A 24245-nucleotide genomic window follows, 5' to 3' on the forward strand; every position below is an offset into this window, starting at 1 on the left:
GGCGGACGCGCGGCTGGCCGTGCGCCGCGCCGCGCTGGCCCGCGAGGTCGAGGTGGCCGCGGGAACGCTGCGGCGGATGGCGCTGCTGCAGGAGCGCGCCGCGGCCAACCTGGTGCTGGCCGGCCGCCAGCGCGAGCACGCGGCCGAGCGCTACCGCGTGGGCGTGGCGCCGATCGTGGAGCGCATGCAGGCCGAGGGGCTGGCCCGCGAGGCCGAGCGCCAGGCGATCGCCGCCCGCTTTGCCCCGCTGCGGGCGCTGGCCCAGCTGCAGGCCGCTTCCGGCGCGCCTGTGCTGCCGTTGACCTTCTGACCGCTGGCCGAACCTTGCCGCATCTGCGCCACCGCGGGTGTCTCCGTGCGCCTTGGTTGGCGGCCGCTGGGGCCGGGAGCATGGATGAGGCTGCCATCCATCCACGGTGATGCGGTGACCATGACAGGCCCGCGGGCATTGTGCTCGCGGGCCTGTTCTGTATGGGATGGCCACAGGGCCGGTGACTGGGCGAGTCGAGGTTGAACGCCGAGCCCACGAACAATGCGATGCCGAACCGCTCCGTTCCGGAGTTCCACGTGGGAGCGATGCCGCCCAGGAGCGATGTGCCGCTCTTGTCGGGAAGGAAGTAGATCGGCACGCGCACGGTGTACGTCTCATCCTCATTGCGAAAGCGCACGCGGGGATTCAGCGCCACGTCCAGCCCGCCCACGCGGAGGAACTGCCGAACTCCGGCCTCGGCCACCCAGCCGTCCGTCTGCGTGGGCCCGCCCAGGACCGCGTCGCCGCACTCTGACGTGCCGGGCGGGGGCATCAGATCGCCACGGGTCCGTCATCGAAACGTGGTTCCTCCAGCGGAGAATACCCGGACACGGTGACGGAATGGCGATGCGGCGTTACCGGACGGGTCGATACGGACCGCGCAGACGAACCGGCAGGTGCTTCACGACCACCGCGAATGTGCGGTCCGGCGTGCGGCCGAGCCGCGAGCCGCGCGATTGCTCGTGCACTACTCCGTGTCGGCCGGCCCGGGCCTCGCGAGTTTGCGGGATCACCGCTTCGTCGCCGGCCGCTGCGTTGAGTGCGGGCGTGAACAGTACCTGGCGGAGCGGTTTGGATGGCCCTGTTCATGAAGTGGATCCGGACTCATCACGATGATGACGAACTGCAAGTGCCCCCAGCCGGCCGCCCGCCTCACCCGGGTGCCCGGGAGCAGTTGCTGCGGGAGTACTGCGACGAGTACGCGCGGCTCGGCGCGTCGGAGCCGGACGTCCTGAACCGCAAGGTGCCGCGGGAGCATTTCCGGAAGTTGCTCGGCCCGGTCGGTGCACTCGTGCAGCAGGAGGCGGCGCGGATGGCCCGCGACACGGGTCCCGTGCGGGACTTTCTGGACCATAACCCGCTGCCGCCCAGTCTGCAGGGCAAGCTGCCGGATGATTTTCAGGCCTTTTGCCTGGCGCTGAACGCACTCAGGCAGTGGGTGATCGCGGAGCAGGCCGCGACGGATCGGTACCTGCTGGGCGGAACGGCGCGCGCGGCGTGCCGGGCGGCGGCGGAGCGGTGCCTGGTGTCGGGCGAGCGTCTCCAGCGTGATCGGCTGGAGCTGCACCACCCCGTCCGCGACGGGCGCCCCCCATCCCGCTGGACAAGGACGCACATGCGCGGATCGAGGGGCAGAAGAAGGGCGCCGTAGGGCGCTCCCCGTCCGGACGCGGGACATCGGGCCAGGTTCCGGCGCTGGTCGAGGGAGACCCTGCCTATCGGGCCTCACGCCTGGTGTTTCGCGCGGCCATCATCGATGCGCTGGCCGAGGACGAGGCGTTCCGCGTCATGACCCCCGCGGGCACCTTTCGAATGACGAAGCGCGAATTCCTGCGGGAGTTCGCCAGTGTCGCGGCCTCACGCACCTATCATCACACCGGCACATACTCGTATTCCCGAACGCTGCAAAAGGCGCTCGCGTTTCGCATCCACGAGAGACCGGTGTAGGGCGCGCCCGCACCCGGCTCAATCACGTCTGATCCACATCGACTTCACCGGTGCATCATGATCTCGCTACAGGAAGCGGTGCAGCGCCACTCCCGCGAATCGTTCCACGGGTTCATCGAGACGGGTGAGCGGCAGCGCGAGCAGATCCTGCGGCGCTTTCCGCTGGACCACTGGTCGGCGATGACGCTGGCCGAGTACGCGCTCGGGGACCCCACCACGCCCAAGGAAACGTATTGCTGGTGGATCGAGTTCGGCGCCCGCGAGCTGGGGAGCATGCGCGGCGGGCAGGCAAACAAGCACCTGATCTACTTTGGCAGCGACGGACGGTGGCACTACCCCGACGCTTACGCCGATGAGCAGGAGGCATGGCGGGCGGTTCGGGGCGGGTTCCTCAGGGAGTTCGACCTTGCCGCGGCCGGGCGCTGGGATGAAGTGGACGGCATCGCGGAGCTTTACGGGGCACCTTCGCTCCGGACCAAGACCCTGCACGTGTACTTCCGCGAGGACCTGCTTCCCATCTATTCACGCGACCACCTTCGCCACTTTCTCCGGCTGATGGAAAGGCCGGAGGGAGAGGGCTCGTCGTACGACAGCGTCCGCCTGAACCGGGCGCTCCTCGATGCCTTTCGCCGGCGGCCGGAGCTCGCCGGGTGGTCCACGCCCGAGCTGGCCCGGCTGGCCTACGCCTGGGCGGATCCGCGCGAGGTCCGCCGCATCGTGAAGATCGCCCCGGGACACGATGCGGAGTTCTGGGACGAGTGCCGTGCCAGGGGGATGATCTGCGTAGGATGGGACGAGGTGGGAGACCTGGCGGGGTTCGAGAGCAAGGCCCATTTCCGGGCGCGGTTCAGCGACGTGTTCGCGCACCACTACAAGGACCACCAGCCTACCGTCAGCAAGAAGGCGAACGAGGTCTGGAGGCTTCGTGAGCTGGAACCCGGAGACCTGGTGGTCGCAAACCGGGGCACGGGTGAGATCCTGGCCGTGGGCGAGGTGATGGAGCCTGGCTACGTATGGGACGACGAACGCGAGCGGTACCGGCACACCGTGCGGGTGGACTGGAAGGAGGGAACGGGACGGATGATCCCGCCCGAAAAGCGGTGGGCGCTGGTTACCGTCGCCGACATCCCGCCGGAGCAGTATGCACGGATGATCGCGGGCGCGGATCCCGCCGGGAGCGCGCGGAGGGGGGGCGATTCGGCCTCGCCACCGCCGGCGCCACCGTCTCCCCTCTTCGCCGAGCTGCAGGAAGCGCTCGACCGCAAGGGACAGGCAATCCTCTACGGTCCGCCGGGGACCGGAAAGACGTTCCAGGCGCGCCGGTTTGCAGTATGGAGCCTGCTCCGCGCGCAGGGGCGGGATGACGCGGAGGCCGTCATCGCAGAGCCCCACCGCTTTGCCGCCGAAGAAAAACGCCTCACGACGGTCCAGGTGGCGCGCCGGGTGTGGTGGGTGGTCGCCAATCCCAGCCAGTGGAGCTGGGACACGCTGCGGAGGAATCGCACCGTCCAGTACCGCTATGGCCGCATCCAGCGCAACTATCCCCTGGTGCAGAAGGGCGACCTGGTTGTGGGCTACCAGTCGACGCCGGACAAGCGCATCGTGGCGCTCGCCCGGGTGCGGCAGGGGCTGCATCCGGCGGGAGACGGCCAGCGGATCGAGCTGGAGTGGGCCGCGGACGTGGTCAACGGCCCCACGTACGAGGAGATGATCGCGGACCCGATCCTCGCCCGCTCCGAGCCCCTGCGCCTTCGTAACCAGGGAACGCTCTTCTCGTTGACGGACGACGAGGCAGGGCACCTGCTGTCCCTGCTCGCGGAGCGTGACCCCCGCCTGCGGCCGCACCTGGAGGCGGAGGAAAGCATCGGCGCGCTTACCCGGGTCACGTTTCACCCATCGTACAGCTACGAGGATTTTGTGGAGGGCTTCCGGCCGGTAGACCGCGGTGAAGGCTCGCTGGTGCTGCGGCTGGAGGATGGGGTGTTCAAGCGGGTGTGCCGCGAGGCGCAGGCCAATCCCGGCCGCACCTACCTTGTCCTGATCGACGAGATCAACCGAGCCAACGTGGCCCGGGTGATGGGCGAGCTGATCACGCTCCTGGAAAAGGACAAACGCGGTCTGGTGGTGACGCTCCCGCAGAGCAGGGAAGCGTTCACCGTCCCCGAGAACGTGCGGGTGCTGGGCACCATGAACACGGCCGACCGCAGTATCAAGCTGCTCGACGCGGCGCTGCGCCGCCGCTTTGCGTTCATGGAGCTGATGCCCGACGACACGCTGCTGCGCGGCGCGACCATCGAAGGACTGGCCCTGGACGACTTTCTCGGCGGGCTGAATCGACGCATCGTGAAGTACGAAGGGCGGGAAAAGCAGGTGGGGCACTCGTACCTGCTCGTGGACGGGCGGGCCGTGGACGAGCCGGCCGAGTTCGCGCGCCGCTTTCGCCAGGAGATCCTGCCCCTGCTGCAGGAATACTGCTACGACGACTACTCCCGCCTTGCGGAATACCTGGGCAGCGACCTTGTGGACCTGGAGGCGCAGGCGCTGGACGAAGAGATCCTGGCCGATCCATCCAGGCTCCTCGCCGTGCTCGCGGCGGCGTTCGGAAGCTCCCGTGACCAGGACTGACCGTCTTGGTCACGGCCGCCCTGACGTGACGGTGGCGGAATGGGAAACCCGCGACGTTGCCGGGGTGGCGCTTACTCCGCGCGACCGCCGGCTGGTGGACGAGGTGAACGCGACGCGGCGGATGACGATCCTGGAGACAAGGAACGGCGTACGGGTGGAGACGCGCTCGTGGGTGGGCGTGCTGCGCTTCGAGGAGTGGGAGTTGCGGGTGGTGCCCAAGCTCTCGGGCGGTGATCCGGGCGTGGCGGCCATGGTCCACGCCACGGCGGGTCTGGGCTCGCTGCGCGCCCTTTCCGGGCTGCGGACCCTGCACGCCTCCGGCGCCACGCTGCTGGATCTGCTGGCGATGCTCTTCGCGCGCGAGTGCGAATCCGTCGTTCGCGCCGGCCTGCTCTCGGACTACGTGGAGCGCGAGGATGCGCTCCCGGCCGTTCGCGGACGAATCCTGGCCAACCGGCAGGTGCTGGAGCGGTTCGGGCAGGTGGACCGGGTGATCTGCCGTTACGAGGAGCGCGAATCCGACGTCTGGGAAAACCAGCTCCTCGCGTCGGCCCTGGCCCAGGTGGCGCCGCGGGTTCGGCATCCCCAGGCCCGGTCGCACCTGCTGCGGCTCCGCGCCTTGTTCGCCGAGGTGTGCCCGGCCCCTCCGCCTGCGTGGAGATCCCCGTCTGGGGACGACTATCACCGCTTGAACGAGCATTACCGCTCCGCCCATACCCTGGCGTCCCTGCTCCTGCGGTCGATGGGGATACGGGAACTGCTGCGCGCCGGGGAGCACCGCGGTTTCGCGTTCCTGCTCGACATGAACGTGCTCTTCGAGCGGTTCGTCTCGCACCTGGTGGAGCATGCGCTCACCGGCCACGGAGTGCGGGTTCACCGCCAGCGGCAGGACCGGCTGATCTGGGACGTTGACCGGGGTGCGCCCTATGCGCGCATCATCCCCGATCTGCTGGTGGAAGCCGCGTCCGGATCAAGGCTCAGTGTGGACGCCAAGTACAAGGCGTACGACGACCGCAAGCTTTCTCCCGCTGACGTGTACCAGGGCTTCCTCTACGCCCGAGCGTATGGAGGTGCCAGAGTCGATGGGGTGGCACAGGCGATGGTGCTGTTCCCGTGCGGTGGCGGCACACTGCAGCGAAAGCGTCTGCGAGTGAGAGACGGCGCAGGTGCTGACCTGGCGGAGCTGACCGCGGTGGGGGTCCCGCTGTCACTGGCCATCGAAGAGCTTGCCGCGAACGGTGGCCCCATGCTGCAGGCCGTTCGCGAATTGATTCTTGAGCGGCTGGGTAAAGCCTGATGCCCGCGATTCGTATCCGGGTCTCCGGATGGCCCAGCGCCGAACGCTCCGCTGGTTCCCGGAGTCTTGGGCACGAGAACCGTTCCGGTCTTGATGCGCAGCAAGAAGAGCGTGTAATGGAAACTCACCGAGCGTCCGTAGTGCATTCCTGTCGTCCATCCTGTGGTGACACGGAAACTGGTTACCAGTCGATAACGAGCAGTATTCCCGTGCACATGAACGTGCTGGTGGCGGAGGTGAAGGGGCTGTAGCAGCCCCGGAAGGACCCACGTGAGGGGGCGGCCGTGCTTGCGGCCGCCCCTCGTCCCTTTGCCGCTGCGCCGTCACGAGCCGCGGGTGCAGTAGCGCGGTGAAGATGGTGCACGACGAGGCACGCGATCCGTCAGGCAACTTGTGTTTCCGCGCCTGATCGGCCAGCTTGTGTGGCAGTGCGATGCAGTGCCCCTTCCGTGCGATCTCTCGCAGGCATGCCCGATTCCACCTCTCCGCGCCGCTGTGTCGCGCCTTACAGGCGTCGCCGCCGCATGACCGGTGCTGGCGCAGAGCCGCATCTCCGCCCTCCCATTTGCCAGTAGCAACCAATGATCAGGCGTCTTGTTCCGCTCTCTTTGCTCCTCCTGGTTGCGCTGGCGACGTGGGCCGTCTACGCCCGCAGCCACCAGCCCGCCGGCGTGCTGCACGAGCTTGTGCGGGCCCGGCCGGGGCGCGCCTTTCCTGCGCGTCTTTCCGTACCAACCGCGTACCGCACGTGCACGCGGGTAGAGCTTCCGGCGGACAGCACCATGCCGCGCGAGCGTTGCGGCGACGATGCGGACATGCCGCTGGAACTGGAGCACCTGGCCGCCGCGCGCGAGAGCTTCGATCCCGACTCGCTGCACGCTTCGGCCCTGGCGGCGGTGCTCTGGTGGGACGAAAAGCCCGCGTCGCTGGACGAGACCATCCTGCACCTTGAGAATGTGCTCCGGCTGCGGGAGGATTCCGTCCCGTTGCTGGTGGATCTCTCCGCCGTGTACCAGTTTCGCGCGCAGGAGAAGCAGACTCCGCGGGACTTGGTCATGTCGCTGAATTACGCGCGCCAAGCGCTGATGATCGAGCCACGGAACCAGTCCGCCCTCTGGAATGCCGCACTCACGTCGGAGGCGCTGTACCTGGATACGAGCGCCGATTCCGCCTGGAGTGCCTATCTGGCTGTGGACGGCGACTCTCCATGGGCGGATGAAGCCAGCGCGCGCCAGAGCGCATTACGTAAGCTGCGTGAGCGCCCCACCTTGCTGGACAGGCCCACCGTGTCTTCGCCCATGGCGACGGTGCATGCGTACGCAGACGCCCATCCACAGGAGGCACGGGAACAGGGCTGGAACGACGTGCTCGGCGCGTGGGGCAACGCGGTGCTCAGCGACAGCACTTCCAGCGCGGATTCGCTTCTGAATTTGGCCTCACACCTGGGAACCGCGCTCGCCAACCGCCCCCGTGGCGACGCTTCGCTGGCGGATGCGGTGCAGGCCATCCGCAGCGCCGCAAGCGATCCCGCCGCCACCACCACGCTGGCGCGCGCGCACGCCGACTACGCGCGCGCGCAGGCGATCTTTTCCTCGAACCGCGATACGGCGTGGGCCTTGTACGCCCAGGTGCGGAAGCTCCGGCCGTCCTCACCCGCACTCGTGGCCTTGGCACGCGCGTTTGCTCAGGCGGTAGATGACCGGTACCTCGAGGTCCTCAGTGACAGCGACACGCTCCGCTATCCGGCCCTGGCGGCGCGCGTTCACTGGACGTGGGGCAAGAAGCTCTTCGATGACGGCGATGGCGCGGAAGCGCAGGTGCACTACGGACAGGCGTCGCGGACGTACGAGCGACTGGGTGAGACGGAGAACTACGGAGCCATGCGCTCCGCGGAAGGCTGGGCTCTGTATGAGCAAGGGGACGCGCCGGCGGCCCACCGGATGGCGCGCCAAGCCGCTGGGGCACTGCGTGCGCATCGCCGGTCCGTGCGGCTGCACGCCCTGTTTCGCGACTGGGCGGAATACGCGGCCAGAGACGGAATGCTCGCAGCCGCCGTGGCTGTGCAGGACGAAGACGTAGCCGTGACGCAGCAAATACCTCGCGTGCTGCCAGAGGCGCTGCAAGCGCGGGCTGCGTTCTACCTCGTTCTGGGGGACACCGCGCGCGCCAACGCCGATCTGGACTCCGCATCCGTGTTGGCTCCGACGCTGGCGGATCCCGACCGAGTGACTTTTCTTACCCGCACGCGTGCTGTCATCGGCAACCGTCCGGCCAGGGAACTCGACTCGGCGATTGCGTTCTTCACGCGCGACAAAGGTCACGCCTTGTGGCGCATGACCGCGCTTGCCCGCCGGGCGGATCTTCGGCTTGCGCGGGGCGATTGGCAGCGCGCGGGTGCAGACCTGGACAGCATCACGGCGCAGATCGAGCGAACTTCAGCGCGCGAGCCCGCCTACCACCTTCGTTCCGCGCTGATCGAACAGGCAAGGGCCCGTTTCGACCAGCTGGTGATGCTGCACGTCCGCGGCAACCGCCCCCGCAAAGCGCTTCAGGCGCTAGAGCGTGGGCGGGTCGCGTTCAGGCCCGTGACGGACTCCCGCCCCGCCGTGGACACCCGACCCAGGGGGCCGGAGGGGATTGTCGTACTGGAATACGCGCTGATTGGCGACACGCTGCTCGCCTGGACGGTCCGAGGTGATTTCGTGACCCTGGACCATTGGCCCGTGGATCGAGACTCGCTGGTCTTTACGATTGAGCGGGCGGACCGGGCGCTGGAGCATTCAGGTCGCGAAGCCATCGCAAAACCCCTGCTGGAGCAACTGCATGCGTGGCTGATCGGCCCGGTGAGCAGGCGCCTGCCAGAAGGTGCCAAGATCGTTGTCGTCGCTGACGGGGAGATCGGGCGGGTGCCGTTTTCCGTGCTGCGCGATCGGCAGACCGGCAAGGATCTGGTGGAAAAGCACACACTGAGCCTGGCATCCAGGCTGGCCGATGCAGGCCCGTCGCAGCTCGTTGCGGCATCGTCCTCCCTGCGCGCGCTGCTGGTGGCGGATCCCGCATTCGAGGCTGCCGAGCACCCCACGCTGGACCCGCTGGATGGCGCGCTTGCGGAGATGGGGGTGCTGCGGAGCCTGTATCCCGGCGCCGACACGCTTGCCGGCGGCAACGTCTCCACTGCCGCGCTGCGGGAACGCGCGCCCAGGGCAGACGTGATCCACTACGCCGGGCACGCCATATTCGACGACGCGCAGCCCGAGCAAAGCTTCCTGGTGCTGGCCGGCAGGGAACGGCTCACGGCAGACACGATCAGCCGCTGGGAACTGGGCGGCGTGCGGCTCGTCGTGCTTTCGGCGTGCAGCACCATCCGGGCGCGGCACGGGAGGTCGGGCGGGTTTGCGGGGCTGTCGGGCGCATTCCTCTCCGCCGGGGCGGGTGGCGTGATCGGAAGCCTGTGGCCGGTGAACGACAGTCTGGCGCAGCCGCTGATGGAGGCGTTTCACCGCGAGTACCAGAAGTCCCGCGATCCCGCCGACGCGTTGAGAGAAGCCCAGTTGGAGATGCGCCGCAAGCGCGTCTCCCCCACGGTGTGGGCGGGCTTTCGCTACGTCGGTGGGTGATCGTTCCAAGGCACGCAACAAAGGGAAGACGAATGCCCGGGCCACCCATTCCGGGCGGCCCGCGCATTTCGTTGCGCAGCCGGTTGCGCTCAGGTCGCGATCGCGGCTAGCAACGCGGTGAAATGTGTCTCCAGCCTAGTCAAGTCGAGTCCCCCCTCCGCTTCGAGTTCACGCTGGATCGCCGCCACCGCCGCCCGCCCTTGCGGATCGTCCTTCGTGAGGCGCTTGGCCGAATCGATCATATCGGCGCTGTCCTCAGATCCGAAGTACCCGGCGTTGCGCTGGCTGGCCGCCAAGCGCCCTGCCTCAGTCCACGCGCCCAGCCGCAGGTAGCCGGCGTCTCGACGTCTACGATCCTCTAACTGCTCCTTCGCTTGCGTGAGCAGCGGCTGGAGCTCGGCTCTCGGTGCGCCGGCGCGTGAGGCGATCTCCCGGAGTTTGCTGCCACCCCGTGGATCGAAGCGCTCCTGCGTCTGGAGCGCCAGCGTCCTGGTGGCGCTCGCATTCCTCGCCTCGATGGCGAGCGCGAGGCGGACGAGGAACGCGCCTGCCTTCGCGGCGGATTCCGGCGTCAGCTCAGCGTCGCTTCCTCCCCGCACACGTAAACCCGGGATTCCCCTGGAGGGCTGGGCCGTGTCGAACGGCAGCCCGGGGCCGGCGACGCCGATGTTCTCGGCCAGTTGCACCGGGCTCACGTCGGGCGTGCGGCCCCGAGACAATGTCAGTGTCATGAGCACGACGAGCCCCACGATGGCCGATGGAATGGCCCACCGCGGGGTTTTGCGAGGCCAGCCTCGCGTACTTCTCGTCATGGACGGCACAGGTACTTCCCGGCCGGGCGAAGGAGCCGTGTGTACGGTGGATCCCTCGTTCCGCGCCGCTTCCTGCGCGTCCTCTTCATCCATCTCGCGCAGAATGGCCGCGGTATGGGCAAAGACCTCTAGATCTTCGTCGGCGGTGGACAGGTAATCCAGCAGTTCGTCGCGCTCCGGTCCCTCCAGCCGACCGGCGAGCAGCGCGGACAGCCGCTCGTCGTCGCGTCTGGGCTCCTTCACCGGGCACCTCCGGCCATGAGTGTACAAATCGTTTGGGGGGACACACGCGCCAAAATTCGCGGAAATGGATTCACGGGTCCTCCCGGGTGAGCAGCGCGCGAACGCTGTCGGCCGAAACGCCATCCTTCTCCAGGTACTCGCGCAGTGCGTCCCGCAGCCTGGGAATACGGCGATACAGCGGCTTTTGCTCGATGTTGAGCGCCCGCGCGATGTCGGCCGCGGTGAGCCCTTCGCCGTAGAGCCGCAGGATCGCCCGATCTTCCGCCGTGAGCCGTTCCATCGTGCGGTGCAGCGCGGCGATCAGCTCTCCACGCCAGGCATCGGACTCGGCCGCGGCCACGCGTGCATCGGCGCGGGACGATGCACGCGCCGCTTCCAGAACCGGCTCGGCGGGCACCTGCACCGGCCGCAGGGGCGCACGCTCGGGGAGTTCGCGGAGAAGGCGCGCCAGGTCGATGTCGGAAGATGTGGTCGCACCGGAGGTGCGGAGCTTTTCGCCGGCCTGCGCAAGCGTATACCCGTCGCGCCGGACCAGCATCTCCAGCTCCGGCGCCGGCGGGCCCCGCCGGGTCGCCTCGGCCGACGGGCGCCAGCGGCCCAGCCGTTCGCGCGAGTACGCCGAGGCGTGGCGGGCGACCACGGTGGTGAGGAACGTCTTCCAGTCCGACTCGCCGCGAAACTTGTGGAACACGGCGTAGTCGTCCTCCATCAGCTTCATCTTGACCCATCCAGCGAAATCCTCCGCCTCGTCGCCCCACAGGCTGTACCTGCGGCTGGCCATGGCGGCTGCCCTTTCGATGGTGCGTAGATGCTCGATGAAAACGGCCTCGGCGTTCAGCCGGTCAGACATCCGGACCTGGGGAGGGAGGGTCGCGCCGGAAACGGATTCGTTCCCGGCGCAAAATACCCGCCCGGGGCGCGCGTATCAATATGCGACGCCGCGCCGTACGCCGGTTGGACGTCGTTACACCAGCGAGGAGGTGGGGAAAACGCCGGATGGCCGTCCCTCCCATGTAGCTGCGTCCGGGAGCATACGGCTCCCGCCACCGGCCGGACAGTTCCGGGATGCGCCTTCCACCCTTCGATGATCGGATGCACCCATGGCTTTCACCCTCCGGATCACCTTTTCGGGGCTGTGCCTGTTCGTCCCCGAGCCTGTAAGCGGCGGGGGCGGCCGCATGCACGTGCTGATGCCCGGGATGTTCGGGCACCACCACGGCCCCGAAGACCGGCACGTCCCGGTGGTGGTGTACGACGCGGGAGCGCTGGTGCAGGGCGGCCCCTTGCTGGGCGTGCCCGCCCTGGCCAAGCTGACGGGCTACAGCCTGGCCGTGGGCCAGGGCGACACGGCCAGCACGCTGCTGTGCAGCCAGATCGTCGACCTGGCGGAGATCACGGGCAGGCCGGTGGACCCGGACCACCTGGGCCCCGACAGCACCAGGAAGCTGGCGGCGCGCGCCACCCTGCACGCGGGCGGCATCACGCGCGTGGCGCCCGGCGTGTGCTGGGAGATGCGCCCCGGCGAGTTTCGCCCCATCGCGCACCGGGTGGAGTGGGAGATCCCGGACTTTCCCGGCGACTCGCTGGCGCTGGTGGGCCAGCCCATCGGGGGCGGCGGCACGGCGCGCGATCTGGGGACGCTGTATCCGCGCAACGGCCTGCTGAGCATCCAGATCCTTCACGAAACGGTGCAGGAGCTGCCGCCGGAGCCGCTGCCCCTGGAGCATCACCCGCTTCCCAACCCGGGTGAGCACCCCAGGCACTTTTCCGCCTTTTACAGCCTGTTCGGCGAGCCCGTACCCATCGTCCTGCCCCGCTTTTGGGGAATGCTCGAGGACGCTCCGCCCCGGACCGGCGGCTGCCCCGAGATCCCGCCCGACGCGGGTGCCTACGCCTACGACTGCCTGGTGGCCGGGGCCGGCGCGGGCGGGGGCACGGGCGGAGGGGGCGGCACCTGATCGGCCCACCTCCATGCTTTACGCCGCCGCCCGCCGGGCGGCGGCGCACCCCTGTACGGAAAGCTTGCGATGTCACGTGCCGTTTCCATCCACATCGGCGTCAACGCTCCCCGGGGCCGCATGCTGGGCCACCCGCTGCGGTACAGCGAGAACATCGCCTGGCGAATGGCCGGCCTGGCGGAAAAGGCCGGCTATGAATCGCTGCTGGTGCTGCGCGGCACCGAGGCGACGCGCAGGGCCGTTCACGACGCGCTGACCGCGGCGGCGGGGTCCATGACCCAGGGCGACATCCTGCTCGTATCCTTTGCCGGCCACGGCTGCCTGGAGGCGGACGTCAACGCCGACGACGGGCACGGCTGGGACGAGACGTGGTGCCTGTACGATGGGGAGATCCTGGATGACCAGCTGGCCGGCTACTGGCGGCTCTTTGCGCCGGGTGTGCGCATTGTGGTGGTGGCGGACGGCTGCCACAGCGCCGGCTCCGGCCGCGAGGACGAAAAAGACGCACGCATGGGGCGCGACCCGTATGCGTCGCGGATGATGCCCGGTGTGGGCACCGTCTACCGCGCTTCGGACGAAGGGTTGGCCGAGGCGCCCGACTACACCCGCTCGTGCATCGGGGCGCCGCCGCACGACACGGACGGCATTCACGCCAGTGTGCTCCTGCTCGCCTCTGCCCGCGAGGACCAGAAGGCGGAGGACGGCCTGTTCACGCACCACCTGATGGACCTGTGGAACGAGGGAAGGTTTCCCGGCACGTACTGCGACCTGCACAGGCTGGTGCGGGACCGCGTGGCGGCGGAGCGCGGCCCCCGCCAGGAGCCGCAGATCCTGATGCTGGGGAGCCCCGATCCCGGATTTCCGTTGCAGCGCGCGTTCTCCCTTGAGCGCGGCGGCGCCTGCGGCTCCGATGTCTATCGATGAGTGCGAAGTACGAAGGTGCGATACCGAATCCTCAAAACAATCGCTGTTTGACGATTGCTGTCATCCTGAGGGAGGCGCCGCCACGAACGTGCGGAAACCAGAGAAAACCCGTGCGCCGACCGAAGGATCTCTTTCGGAACGCGCGGCTTCTCGCGCCAAAGTCAGACGTAGCCGACAGAATCGTGCGCCCATCAGGCAGATTCTTCGGTCGGCGCACGGGCCCTGGCGCATCCCGCCAGAACCAAGGGTGCGCCTCCCTCAGAATGACACCATCCGCCGGGGGATCGATACGGGTTTTCCGGATTCGGTATGAGAGTGCGGGAGTGCGTGAGTGCGGGAGTGCGAGAGCGGAGCCGAATGTACCGGCTCCGCTTTTTTGTTGGATTTTGTCAGGCCCACGATCTGACTGGCTGGTGTCGGTCGATGGTGGGCGCCGGGCTGCCGCCGTGTCCGGGTGGGCAGGCCGGCCTCGGGTTTACAGCGCCCGTTGACTGATCATACGTTGGAGTGGCGTCGTTTCTCGCGCATACACTGTCGATCCACCCTGTCTGACGCCCGCATGAGCGAGCCACGCATCCGGCCCAAGATCGTCTGCGTCTTCCGGCGTGGGGACGAGATCCTCGTAGGCTCGCACCACGACCGCGTGAAGGGCGAGACGTTCTTCGGCCCGCCGGGCGGCGGCATCGAGTTCGGGGAGTACGCCGAGGATGCACTGCGGCGCGAGATGCGCGAGGAACTGGATGCGGAGCTGGCGGACGTCACGTTTCTGCGCGTGATCGAGAACGTGTTCACGCACCAGGGCCGCCCCAAGCACGAGATCGCCTTCATCTTCACCGCGCGGTTCGTGGACGAATCCTTCTACGCGCAGGACGAGGTCATGGGCGATGAGGGTGGCGAGCCGTATCCCGTAAAGTGGATGCCGCTTGCCCACTTCGCGCCCGGCGGCCCGCCGTTGTATCCTACCGGATTGTACGAACTGCTGTCAGGCGGCTACACGAACTGATCCCTTTCCCTCGTTTCTGCGTATGCCTGGAGAAATCCGCTCGAAGGCTCTAGAGATTGCGGCGGATGTCATGGAGCCCGCTCTCGACATCTTCATCCATAATGAGTTCCTCAAGGAGATTCCAGTCCTGGGGCTTACGATCAAGTTGGCGCAGGCCAGCCGCAGCGTGACGGATAAGATCTTCCTGATGAAGATCGCAAAATTCCTTGAGGATCTGGATGCCATCCCGGCGGCGGAAGCACAGGCGTTTGCCGCCGAGATGGAGGCAGACCCAGCCGTAGCGGAAAGAACCGGGCAGGCTCTTCTGCTGTCGCTGGATTCGATGAACGACCTGCAGAAAGCTCCCCTCCTTGCCCTCGTGTTCTCGGCTTACGTCCGAGGGAAGATCGGCTTGGAATCATTTCGGAGGCTGACCGCAGCCATCGGCTTGGCCATGGTTGAGGACATCTGGGAGCTGGTTAAGGAGGATGATCCTGAAGATGTGAAGGAGTCGCGGGAGCGGCGGACGCTCGCGTTGCACGCGCTGCGAATTACCGGGCTCACGGCTCTTTCGGACACGGCGTTCAGCCTCGTAGGAAAGTCTTCCTACATTACCACCGCACTTACTCCGCTGGGTGAGCTTATCATCGATATTCTGAAGGAAGCCAGGCAAACACCGGCGGCACGCTGATTGGGGAGCAGCGATCGCGACGGATGAAAGTGGAGGACGCGAGTTCGGCTTCGCGTCCTCCTCGTTTGTGCATCAGCCGGGTTCGCTTCACTCTCACGCGCACGAACAGCCGTCCCAATCGACTGATGGTCGCAGAACCGTTTACCGCACGTAACCCTCGGCCGCGAGCATGGCGCCCATGCGGTCGTAGACGGCGGGATCCTCCGGCGTCCACGCGGCCAGGCCATCCACGTAGCGGTTGTACATGCAGAACGCCGCGGCAATCAGCACCGTGTCGTGGATGTCGGCGTCAGTGGCGCCGTGCGCGCGGGCGGCCTGCACGTCCTCGGGCCGGACGTTCTGTCCGCCCTGCTGCACCCTAGCGGCGATGGCCAGCAGCGAGCGGAGCTTTTCACTGACCGGCGCGGACTGGTAGTCATCCCGCACCGCGTCCACCAGCGCGGCCTGATCGCCCAGCAGGTGCCGCGCGGCGGCGCCGTGCGACGACGCGCAAAAGGTGCAGCGGTTCAGCGTGGAGACGTGCGTGGCGATCAGCTCGCGCTCGGCGGGGGTCAGCCCCTCGCTACGGCGGAGCAGCGCCTGGGCCAGCGCGGAAAGCAGGCCGCCGGTCTCGGGATCAAAGTCCATCAGCGAACGGATTCCGGGGATTCCGTCGCGCACCGCGATGTGGGCCATGGGATCAATCGGTAAAGGAAAACGGGGTCGGAGCCCAAAGAGTAATGCGACCCGGCCCGCCGCGCACCCACGCCGGGCGGATTCCGTCGATTGCCCCGCATCCCGGAAGGGGCGGTGCCCGGTTCGCTTGCGTCGCGGCCAGCGGCTCCGTACCATGCCGCGCCGCGCGGGCGGGACCCGCGCACCTCCCTTTTCGCCAGCAGCCATGCCCACGCACACGAATGCCGCGGACGGTTCCGCCGTGACCGCGGTCGACCGGCTGATCGACCGGATCCGCCGCATCGGCTCCGCGTGTGTGGTGGGGCTGGATCCCAACCTGGCGCTGATGCAGGGCGTCCTGCCCGTGCCCGGCGGTCCCTCCACCGACCCGGCCGCGTGCGCGGACCGCATCACCGACTTCAACCGGCTGGTGATCGACGCCGTGCACGACCTGGCGGCGGCGGTAAAGCCCCAGTCCGCCTACTACGAGGTGTACGGCGAGCACGGCATCCGCGCCCTGCGCGAAACCGTGGCCTACGCGCGGGCCAAGGGGCTTCCCGTGATCATGGACGCCAAGCGCAACGACATCGGCGAGACGGCGCGGGCGTACGCGCGGGCCTACCTGGGAAGTGAGCACGGCCCGTCGCCGCTGGACGCCGACTTTCTCACCGTCACGCCGTACCTGGGGATGGATGGCGTCGCGCCGTTCATCGACGCGTGCCGCGCGTACGGCAAGGGGATCTTTGTGCTGGTAAAGACGTCCAACCCCGGTTCCGCGGATCTGCAGGACGTGCGCTGCGAAGGCGTGCCCATGTACGAGCGCGTCGCCGGGCTGCTGGCCCCACAGGCGGACGCGCTTGTGGGAGCGTCGGGATACAGCGCCATCGGCGCGGTGGTGGGCGGAACCTTTCCCGACGCCGCGGCGGCCATCCGGGGCATCCTGCCGCGCTCGCTCTTCCTGGTTCCCGGCTACGGCGCGCAGGGCGCGGGCGCGGATCAGCTGTCGCCTTTCTTCAACAGCGACGGTCTGGGCGCGCTGGTCAGCGCCTCGCGCAGCATCCTCTATCCCCCCGCCGATCGCGTCGCCGACCTGGGCGCCGAGGGTGCCATCCGCGCCGCGGCCGTGCAGATGGTTGAGGACGTCCGCCAGATCGCCAGCAGTCGGCCCACCGCGTCGCACTGAGCCGGCGAAAGACGGAACGCAGGATGTGGGGATGACGAAGCCCGCCGGCAAACTGTCCGGCGGGCTTCTTCTTTTGAGGCGTTTACCACCCTCCCCGGCGCTGATTTCTTGATATGATATGAGAGGTGTTGCCAAAGCTCACGAGCCGCCATCGGCCTCCCACTGTCATCCCACCGTCATCCCACTGTCATCCTGAGGGAGCGCACGCCCCTAACTTTCAGGACCGCCGAAGCTTGCGCGCGACCGAAGGATCTTTGTCGGGTCGCGCGAGGCCCAGCCCCAGGAGCCGTTCAAGTCCCTCAGAGCGTGCGTAAAGAAATCGATCAACAGCTCGATTCCTGAGGGAGGCGCCGCTCCGAACCTGCTGCTACAGCGGCACTCTGGCGTCGACCGAAGGATCTCGCTGGCCGAACCGTGAGGCCGGATACCGCGCCCGGATCTTAGCCCTTCGTGGGGCAGACGAGATCCTTCGGTCGCGCGCAAGCGATCGTGTTGGTTCACGTTCCGGGTGGCGCTCCCTCAGGAAATCAGTGGTTTGAGGTTGGGAGAGGAGCACCCGGTTCAGGAGCTCAACGCGCGTTCTCCACAGTCGGCGTCGGCCAGCGATCCGTCGCCGGGTCGGCGGGCGTCTCGGCGTGGACCAGGCGCGCGGGGTAGATCCACTCGAGCAGCGGCGTGGTCATCACGGTGCTCACCAGCGCCATCACCACCATGATGGCGAACAGCGTGGGCGAGATCACGCCGATCTCCAGCCCCACGTTCAGAATCACCAGTTCCATCAGCCCGCGAGTGTTCATCAGCACGCCGATGGCGGCCGACTCGCGCCACTCCATCCCCGCCACTCGCGCCGCCAGCGCCGACGCCCCGAACTTTCCCGCTACCGCCATCACGATCACCAGCGCCAGGACCCCCGCCAGACCCGGGTCCCGCACCAGCGCCACGTGCGTCCGCAGCCCGGTAAACGCAAAGAACAGCGGAAGCAGCAGCACCACGGTGGCATCTTCCAGCCGCCCCGCGACCGCCTGTGCGACTGTGCGGTCGCGCGGCATCACCACGCCGGCCAGAAACGCGCCGAACAGCGCGTGCAGCCCCAGCGCCTCCGTGGTCCACGCCGCCGCCAGCACCACCAGCAGCACCATGCCCAGCGCGTCCCGCTGCCGATTCGCGCTCTCGCTAAAGCGCACGGCCAGCCGCGCCAGCAGCGGCCGCACCACCAGCACCATCGCGGCAACGAAGACGATCGCCCCCGCCAGCATGGCCCACGGCGGCAGCGGCCCGGCGCCCGCGCGCACCAGCGCGACCACGGCGGCCAGAATGCACCACGCGATCACGTCGTCCAGCGCCGCGCAGGCGAGCGCGATGGTGCCCAGCCGCGTGTGCAGCAGCCCGCGCTCGGCGACCATGCGGGCCAGCACGGGAAAGGCGGTCACGCTCATCGCCGCGCCCATGAACAGCGCAAATCCTGTCAGCGGAATGCCGGGCGGCGCGAGGTCCGCATGCAGGTACATCCCCAGCAGCACGCCCAGCCCGAACGGCACCACCATGCTGGCCAGGCTGATGAGCATGGCCGCCGGGGCGCGGCCGCGTAGCGTACCCAGGTCCAGGTGCAGCCCCAGCAGGAACATGAACAGCAGCAGGCCCACCTGGCTCAGCGCGTTCAGCGGGCCCAGCGCGTCCGGCGGAAACAGGAACGCCGACACGCCTGGTGCCGCCCATCCCAGCAGCGACGGTCCCAGCAGGATGCCCGCGACCATCTCGTCCACCACCTGCGGCTGATGGATGCGGCGAAACGCGGCGCCCAGCATCCGCGCCGCCAGCAGCACCACGAGCACCTGGGCCAGCAGCGTGCTGATCGCCGTCACTGGCAGAGCCGGAGAGCAGTACGGTCGTTCGGCAAGGAGGGAAGTGGCGGGGCAGGAAGGTGGAACTCGTCACGTGGGCTATGCTCGCCAAGGGGCGGAGATACTTAGCCGGCGCCTCAATCCCTCGCAAGCGAACGAGGTTCATCCCTGGCGTCTTGAGGCGACGTGGTTTGCGGTGGCGCTCGCGGAGGCTCCGTAACGAGCAGGAAATGTCGGGATGCATGAGAATTGCGACATGGCGAACGCTGCGCTAAGAAGGCGGCTCGGCCATCATCCACCGGGAGATCACGATGAAGAAGCTGGCGCTGGATGTCGATACGCTGCGGGTGGAGAGCTTCGCCACGCAGGAGGTGCAGCCCGCCCGCGGTACCGTGCGCGGCCATGACGATACCGTGGAGACGGAGAACTGCACCCTGGTGAGAACCTGCCTGATCACCACCTGCGTGACGATCAAGAACTGCGCGGCGGAAGGCGACAACGACGCGGCCGAGAACCGCTGACGGTGGATCCTCCACGTCGAGCGAATCGCCGGCCGGAGCGCCCTGTGCGCGGCCGGCGGTTTCGCGTTCCGTATCATCGCTTGTGGACGGGCTCCGCGTGCTGACGCGGGCAACCTCACCCGACAGGTAGGGCGGACGAGGGGGCTCTGACGAGCCTGGGCAGGGCGGGCTTCCTCGCGCTTCGGATAGAGATCCTTCGGTCGGCGCACGGGCTGCTGAGCGTTGGCGACGGTTCGCGGGGGCGCCTCTCTCCGGATGACAGGTGGGGCGGACGGTGTGGCTCTGACGAGCCTGGGCAGGGCAGGCTTCATCGCGCTTCGGATGGAGATCCTTCGGTCGGCGTACGGGCTGCTGGGCGTTGGCGACGGTTCGCGGGGGCGCCTCTCTCAGGATGACAGGCGGGGCGGACCGGTGGGGGCTCTGACGAGCCTTGGGCAGGGCGGGCTTCCTCGCGCTTCGGATGGAGATCCTTCGGTCGGCGCACGGGCTGCTGGGCGTTGGCGACGGTTCGCGGGGGCGCCTCTCTCAGGATGACAGGTGGGGCGGACGGTGGGGCTCTGACGAGCCCGGCAGGGCGGGCTTCATCGCGTTTTGGATGGAGATCCTTCGGTCGGCGCACGGGCTGCCGGGCGTTGGCGACGGTTCGCGGGGGCGCCTCTCTCAGGATGACAGGTAGGGCGGACGGTGGGCTCTGACGAGCGCAGAACGCGGAAGGGCGCGGAGAGACGATGCTCTCCGCGCCCTTCGCATCCGCCTCGGAGATCAGTCCGTGCAGTAGTACGTGCCGCAGATGGCGTCGCAGCTGTCCCAGCAGGTCTGGTTGCCGCCGCACGTGGCATCGCAGGTGTTGCAGTTGGTCTGGCACGAAACCCAGCCGCAGGTGGCGCAGGTGGCGCAGGTGGGACAGCCGGGGCAGGTGCAGTTGGTGGGGCAGGTGCACTGCTGCTCGCCAAACACCGTCCCGCCCTCCTCCTTCGCCTCCGCCGTGGTGTCGAAGCTTTCCACGGCCAGATCATCCAGCTTGAGCTTGTTCATCTTTTCCGCTCCTCGTGAGGACGTTTCGCTCGATTCTGCACTACACGGCGCAAGGTACGCGCGCCGGTCGCCACGCAGCAGGACAAAGGGACGAACCGTGATGGGCGGGGATGGATCCACTCCACGGCGAAGCGGGCCGCGAAGCGAACGGTGAGCAGAACGGGGCGGGGACGGAGGCGGACGGAGAGCAGGAGCGGATGACCGGGCGTGCACCGCGGCGGAAAGAAACACGAAAACCCCGCCGACTCTGCGTCGGCGGGGCATCGGTGGAGCGTGCTGTCGCGCGGATCAGCCGAGGGCGGCGATCTTCGCGGTCAGACGGCTCTTGGCGCGGGCGGCCTTGTTGGGATGGATGATCCGCTTGCGCGCGGCCCGGTCCAGCAGCGACGAAGCCTCGCGCAGCGCGGTGGCACCCGTCTCGGCGTCGTTGGCGGTGCGCACCTTCTTGAGCGCGGTGCGCATCTTGGAGCGGAACTGGCGGTTGCGCTCGGCGCGGGCGGCGCTGGTCCGCATCCTCTTTTCGGCGGACTTTACGTTCGGCAAGGCGGATTCTCCAACTGGATCGGCACCCGCAGGCACCGCTTTTCGGTTTTGTCCAGAAAACAGGAAGCCCTAATCTACCCCCACCCGCCGCAGCTGTCAACCCCGGCCGCGCCTTCGTTTTGACATCCTTCCGGGCGCCGTTTAGGTTGCGAGCCCATGGGAACTTTCGATCTGCGGGCCGTACTCCTGTCGCTCCCCGTTCTGCTGCTGTCCCTGACCGCGCACGAGTTCGGGCACGCGTGGGTGGCGCTCAGGCAGGGCGACGACACGGCGTACAGGCAGGGCCGGGTGACCATGAACCCCGCGGCCCACCTGGACTGGCTCGGCACGATCATCTTTCCCGTGATGGCCATCGGATCCGGGATGCCGCTGCTGGGGTGGGCCAGGCCGGTGCCGGTGGACCCGCGCAAGTTCCGCAACTACGTGCGGGGCGACATCCTGGTCTCCGTCGCGGGCGTGGCGATGAACGCCCTCCTGGCCGTGAGCTTTGCCGTCCTGCTGTTCGTGCTCGCCGCGTCCACCCGCTCCATGGCGGCGCCGCCCGAAGCGCTGAGCACGCTGTTCGAGATGATGGTCATCGGCGTCGTCGTGAACGTGGGCCTCATCCTCTTCAACCTGCTGCCCATTCCGCCCCTGGACGGGTCGCACGTGATGTACCACCTGCTTCCGCCGCACCTGCGGCAGCAGTACCAGACCCTCTCCCTGTACGGGATGATCGTCCTGTGGGTGCTGGTGCTTACGGGGATGCTGCGGTTTCTCTTTCCGCTCATCCTGGTCCCCGCGCGACTGCTGATGGGGCCCGCGATGTCCATCGTCAACCCGGGCCTGCTGCCGGGGGTGTGATGGAGGCGCCCGCGCTCCAGGCCGGCCCGTTCGACATCGACGTGGAGCGCTTTCACGGGCCGCTGGACCTGCTGCTGCACCTGATCCGCAACCAGGACATCGACATCTTCGACATCCCCATCTCGAAGATCACGCAGCAGTTTCTGGAGGCGATCCGCTCTCTGCAGCGGCTGGAGCTGGAGCGGGCGGGGGAGTTTCTGGAGATGGCGGCCACGCTGGTGCGCATCAAGGCCCAGATGCTGTTTCCCCGCCGCGGCGACGACGACGAGGCCGCGGACCCGCGCGCCGACCTGGTGCGGCGGCTGCTGGAGTACGAGCACTTTCGCGAGGCGGCGCGGCTGCTGGAGCGGGCGGAGCGCGAGCGGTCGCGCATCTATGCCCGCGGATTCGTGGAGGCGCGGCCGGCGCCGCGGCTGGCCGACCTGCCGCTGGAAACCACGTGGGACGAGGTGCAGGTGGCGATGGGCGCGCTGGTGGAGCGGCTTAACGCGCCGGAGACCATCCATCACGTGCGCGGCCGCGAGATCAAGATGGACGACAAGATCCACGAGATCCTGCAGGCGCTGCAGCTGGCGCGGCGCGTGGAGTTTGCCCAGATCGTGGCGCCGTGGGGAACGCGGCTGCACGCGGTGGCCACGCTGCTGGCGTCGCTGGAGCTGGCCAAGCGCAGCATGGTGCGGGTGCGGCAGGCCAGCCCCTTCGCCAGCCTGTGGATCTACCGGGCAAAGCAGGAGCGGGAGGCGGCGTGATCCGGGCCAGCCGCGTGATCGAGGCGCTGCTTTTCGCCAGCGAAAGCCCGCTGTCGCCCGCGGACCTGGCGCGCGCGGACGAGGCGCTGGACGAGGAGCGGGTCGAGGCGGCGATCGCGGAACTGCGGGGCGAGTACGACCGCGACGCGCGCGCGTTCACCATCTACGAGGTGGGCGGCGGATACCAGCTGCTCACCCGGCCGGAGTTTGCGCCCGTGCTGGAGCGCTTCGACTCCGTGCCCGGCGCGCAGCGGCTGAGCGGGCCGGCGCTGGAAACGCTGGCGATCCTGGCGTACCGGCAGCCCGTGGGGCGGGCGGAGGTGGAGGAGATTCGCGGCGTGGGGGCGGGCGGCGTGCTCAAGACGCTGCAGGAGCGGGGATTGATCGAGGTGGTGGGGCGCGGCGAGGGGCTGGGACGGCCCTTGCTGTACGGGACCACGCAGTTCTTTTTGCAGCACTTTGGCTTTCGCAGCCTGGACGACCTGCCGCGCAGCGAGGAGCTGCCGGTGGTGCTGGCGCGGCGGGAGCAACGCAAGGAAGAGGCAGATGGCAGCACGGCAGCCGGGATTTCTCAAGCGGGGTGAGCCGGTCCGGCTCCAGGCGTTCCTGGCGCGGTCCGGGATCGCCTCGCGGCGCGCGGCGGAGGAGATGATCACGCACGGCCGCATCGCGGTGAACGGGGAAACCGTCACCGCGATGGGGCTTACCGTCGTTCCCGGTGTGGACCGGGTGGAGGTGGACGGCGAGGAGGTGAAGGTGGCGCCCACCATGTGGCTGGCGCTGCACAAGCCCACCGGCTACGTCACCACGCGCACGGACCCGTTCGGCCGGCAGACGGTGTACCACCTGCTGCCCGACAAGTACCACGGCCTGTTCCACGTGGGCCGCCTGGACCGCGACAGCGAGGGGCTGCTGCTGCTGACCAACGACGGCGACCTGGCCAACCGCTTTCTCCACCCGTCGTTCGGCATCACCAAGGAGTACGACGTGATCGTGACGGGCAAGCCGTCCGATGCCGTGCTGCGGCAGCTGATGGAGGGCGTGGAGCTGGAGGACGGCGTGGCCAGGGCCGAGTCCGCCAAGCTCATCGGCCCCGCCGGCAACGGCCAGTCGCGGCTCAAGATGGTGCTGCGCGAGGGCAAGAAGCGCGAGGTGCGGCGGATGCTGGAAGCGGTGGGCCACGAGGTCATGCGCCTGGTGCGGCGCCGCTTTGGCCCCATCGACCTGGCGGAGCTGCCCAGCGGCAAGTGGCGCATCGTGGCGCCCGAGGAATTGTCGCACGTGCGCGACGCGCGCATCGAAAAGGCGCCCGCCCGCGCCGCCCGGCCGTCGTCGGATGCCGAGGCGCCCGCGCCGCGCGGCAAGGCGCCCGCGCACGACGCGCACAACCGCTACGGAGACGAGCCGGGCAAGCGCCACGGCAAGCCCGCCGGTGCCAAGGGCAAGACGGATGCGCCCCGCGGCAAGTCGGCCGGCCGCGATGAGGCCAACCGTCCCCGCCGTGAGTCCGCGGACGAGCGCAAGCCGGCGCGCCCCGCCGCGAAGTCCGCGCGTCCCGCGTTCGATGCGGACGCGACGCCGCGCAAGCGTCCCGCCGGAAAGTCCGCTCGCCCGTCATTCGATGCGGATGCTCCGCCGCGCAAGCGGACGGATGCGAAGTCGGCTCGTTCGTCGTTCGATGCGGATGGGCCGCCGCGCAAGCGTCCCGACGCGCCGGCTCGCCCCCGTCCGAACAACGAGTTCGCCGAC

At 68.4% G+C, this 24245-nt stretch carries 22 protein-coding genes; 16 read left to right on the top strand and 6 right to left on the bottom strand.

Annotation, left to right across the window (positions count from 1 at the left end; translation table 11 throughout):
- The 6 genes from ACOJUJ_RS27440 to ACOJUJ_RS27465 all read left to right on the top strand — a co-directional run.
- On the top strand, positions 1-310 hold a 310-nt coding region (locus ACOJUJ_RS27440; protein WP_420130126.1), incomplete at its 5' end, for a hypothetical protein.
- An 895-nt stretch (positions 311-1205) separates the two neighbouring features.
- Positions 1206-1682: a hypothetical protein gene (locus ACOJUJ_RS27445; protein WP_420130127.1), complete on the top strand. Its 477-nt coding sequence runs from the start codon at positions 1206-1208 to the stop codon at positions 1680-1682.
- 83 nt (positions 1683-1765) lie between these two features.
- Complete coding sequence (locus tag ACOJUJ_RS27450) at positions 1766-1978, top strand: hypothetical protein (protein ID WP_420130128.1); 213 nt, start codon at positions 1766-1768, stop codon at positions 1976-1978.
- Between the two features lie 57 nt (positions 1979-2035).
- Positions 2036-4603: an AAA family ATPase gene (locus ACOJUJ_RS27455; RefSeq protein ID WP_420130129.1), complete on the top strand. Its 2568-nt coding sequence runs from the start codon at positions 2036-2038 to the stop codon at positions 4601-4603.
- Between the two features lie 31 nt (positions 4604-4634).
- A complete protein-coding gene (locus tag ACOJUJ_RS27460; RefSeq protein ID WP_420130130.1) occupies positions 4635-5900 on the top strand; it encodes an McrC family protein in 1266 nt (421 codons plus the stop codon).
- 581 nt (positions 5901-6481) lie between these two features.
- A complete protein-coding gene (locus tag ACOJUJ_RS27465) occupies positions 6482-9517 on the top strand; it encodes a CHAT domain-containing protein (protein WP_420130131.1) in 3036 nt (1011 codons plus the stop codon).
- Between the two features lie 89 nt (positions 9518-9606).
- On the opposite strand, the gene ACOJUJ_RS27470 is transcribed toward ACOJUJ_RS27465, so the two are convergent.
- The gene (locus ACOJUJ_RS27470; protein ID WP_420130132.1) at positions 9607-10572 is read right to left on the bottom strand and encodes a hypothetical protein; all 966 of its coding nucleotides are present in this window, start codon (positions 10570-10572) and stop codon (positions 9607-9609) included.
- Between the two features lie 70 nt (positions 10573-10642).
- Positions 10643-11422 (bottom strand): RNA polymerase sigma factor, encoded by a 780-nt coding sequence (locus ACOJUJ_RS27475; RefSeq protein ID WP_420130133.1) that lies wholly within the window; start codon positions 11420-11422, stop codon positions 10643-10645.
- A gap of 250 nt (positions 11423-11672) precedes the next feature.
- Between ACOJUJ_RS27475 and ACOJUJ_RS27480 the strand changes: the two genes are divergently transcribed.
- The 4 genes from ACOJUJ_RS27480 (at position 11673) to ACOJUJ_RS27495 (ending at position 15127) form a co-directional block, all read left to right on the top strand.
- Positions 11673-12530, top strand: a complete 858-nt coding sequence (locus ACOJUJ_RS27480; RefSeq protein WP_420130134.1) for a hypothetical protein — start codon at positions 11673-11675, stop codon at positions 12528-12530.
- A 69-nt stretch (positions 12531-12599) separates the two neighbouring features.
- Positions 12600-13454, top strand: a complete 855-nt coding sequence (locus ACOJUJ_RS27485) for a caspase family protein (RefSeq protein ID WP_420130135.1) — start codon at positions 12600-12602, stop codon at positions 13452-13454.
- 559 nt (positions 13455-14013) lie between these two features.
- Positions 14014-14457: an NUDIX hydrolase gene (locus ACOJUJ_RS27490; protein WP_420130136.1), complete on the top strand. Its 444-nt coding sequence runs from the start codon at positions 14014-14016 to the stop codon at positions 14455-14457.
- 22 nt (positions 14458-14479) lie between these two features.
- Positions 14480-15127 carry a hypothetical protein gene (locus ACOJUJ_RS27495; RefSeq protein ID WP_420130137.1) on the top strand — a complete coding sequence of 216 codons (648 nt, stop codon included), beginning with the start codon at positions 14480-14482 and terminating at the stop codon, positions 15125-15127.
- Positions 15128-15268: 141 nt separating this feature from the next.
- Here the strand turns inward: ACOJUJ_RS27495 and ACOJUJ_RS27500 are convergent, their stop codons facing one another.
- Positions 15269-15802, bottom strand: a complete 534-nt coding sequence (locus ACOJUJ_RS27500; RefSeq protein WP_420130138.1) for a carboxymuconolactone decarboxylase family protein — start codon at positions 15800-15802, stop codon at positions 15269-15271.
- A gap of 205 nt (positions 15803-16007) precedes the next feature.
- Between ACOJUJ_RS27500 and pyrF the strand changes: the two genes are divergently transcribed.
- Positions 16008-16964, top strand: a complete 957-nt coding sequence (gene pyrF / locus ACOJUJ_RS27505) for an orotidine-5'-phosphate decarboxylase (protein ID WP_420130139.1) — start codon at positions 16008-16010, stop codon at positions 16962-16964.
- Positions 16965-17533: 569 nt separating this feature from the next.
- Here the strand turns inward: pyrF and ACOJUJ_RS27510 are convergent.
- A complete protein-coding gene (locus ACOJUJ_RS27510; RefSeq protein WP_420130140.1) occupies positions 17534-18826 on the bottom strand; it encodes a cation:proton antiporter in 1293 nt (430 codons plus the stop codon).
- A 290-nt stretch (positions 18827-19116) separates the two neighbouring features.
- On the opposite strand from ACOJUJ_RS27510, the gene ACOJUJ_RS27515 reads away from it, so the two are divergent.
- On the top strand, positions 19117-19326 hold the full coding sequence (locus ACOJUJ_RS27515; protein WP_420130141.1) for a hypothetical protein: 210 nt from the start codon (positions 19117-19119) through the stop codon (positions 19324-19326).
- 762 nt (positions 19327-20088) lie between these two features.
- Here ACOJUJ_RS27515 and ACOJUJ_RS27520 read toward each other — a convergent pair.
- Positions 20089-20361 (bottom strand): hypothetical protein, encoded by a 273-nt coding sequence (locus tag ACOJUJ_RS27520; protein ID WP_420130142.1) that lies wholly within the window; start codon positions 20359-20361, stop codon positions 20089-20091.
- A gap of 288 nt (positions 20362-20649) precedes the next feature.
- On the bottom strand, positions 20650-20904 hold the full coding sequence (gene rpsT / locus ACOJUJ_RS27525) for a 30S ribosomal protein S20 (protein ID WP_420130143.1): 255 nt from the start codon (positions 20902-20904) through the stop codon (positions 20650-20652).
- A 156-nt stretch (positions 20905-21060) separates the two neighbouring features.
- Here rpsT and ACOJUJ_RS27530 point away from each other — a divergent pair, with 156 nt between their 5' ends.
- From ACOJUJ_RS27530 to ACOJUJ_RS27545, 4 genes are all read left to right on the top strand, one after another.
- Entirely contained in the window at positions 21061-21747 is a 687-nt protein-coding gene (locus ACOJUJ_RS27530; protein ID WP_420130144.1) for a site-2 protease family protein, read from the top strand.
- On the top strand, positions 21747-22496 hold the full coding sequence (locus ACOJUJ_RS27535; RefSeq protein WP_420130145.1) for a segregation and condensation protein A: 750 nt from the start codon (positions 21747-21749) through the stop codon (positions 22494-22496). Before ACOJUJ_RS27530 ends, ACOJUJ_RS27535 begins: the two co-directional genes overlap by 1 nt.
- Positions 22493-23080, top strand: a complete 588-nt coding sequence (scpB, locus tag ACOJUJ_RS27540) for an SMC-Scp complex subunit ScpB (RefSeq protein WP_420130146.1) — start codon at positions 22493-22495, stop codon at positions 23078-23080. The genes ACOJUJ_RS27535 and scpB overlap by 4 nt, the downstream gene beginning before the upstream one ends.
- A partial coding sequence (locus ACOJUJ_RS27545) for a pseudouridine synthase (RefSeq protein ID WP_420130147.1) occupies positions 23043-24245 on the top strand: 1203 nt, incomplete at its 3' end. The genes scpB and ACOJUJ_RS27545, both read left to right, overlap by 38 nt.

This window comes from Longimicrobium sp. (assembly GCF_048594345.1).
GTDB lineage: Bacteria > Gemmatimonadota > Gemmatimonadetes > Longimicrobiales > Longimicrobiaceae > Longimicrobium.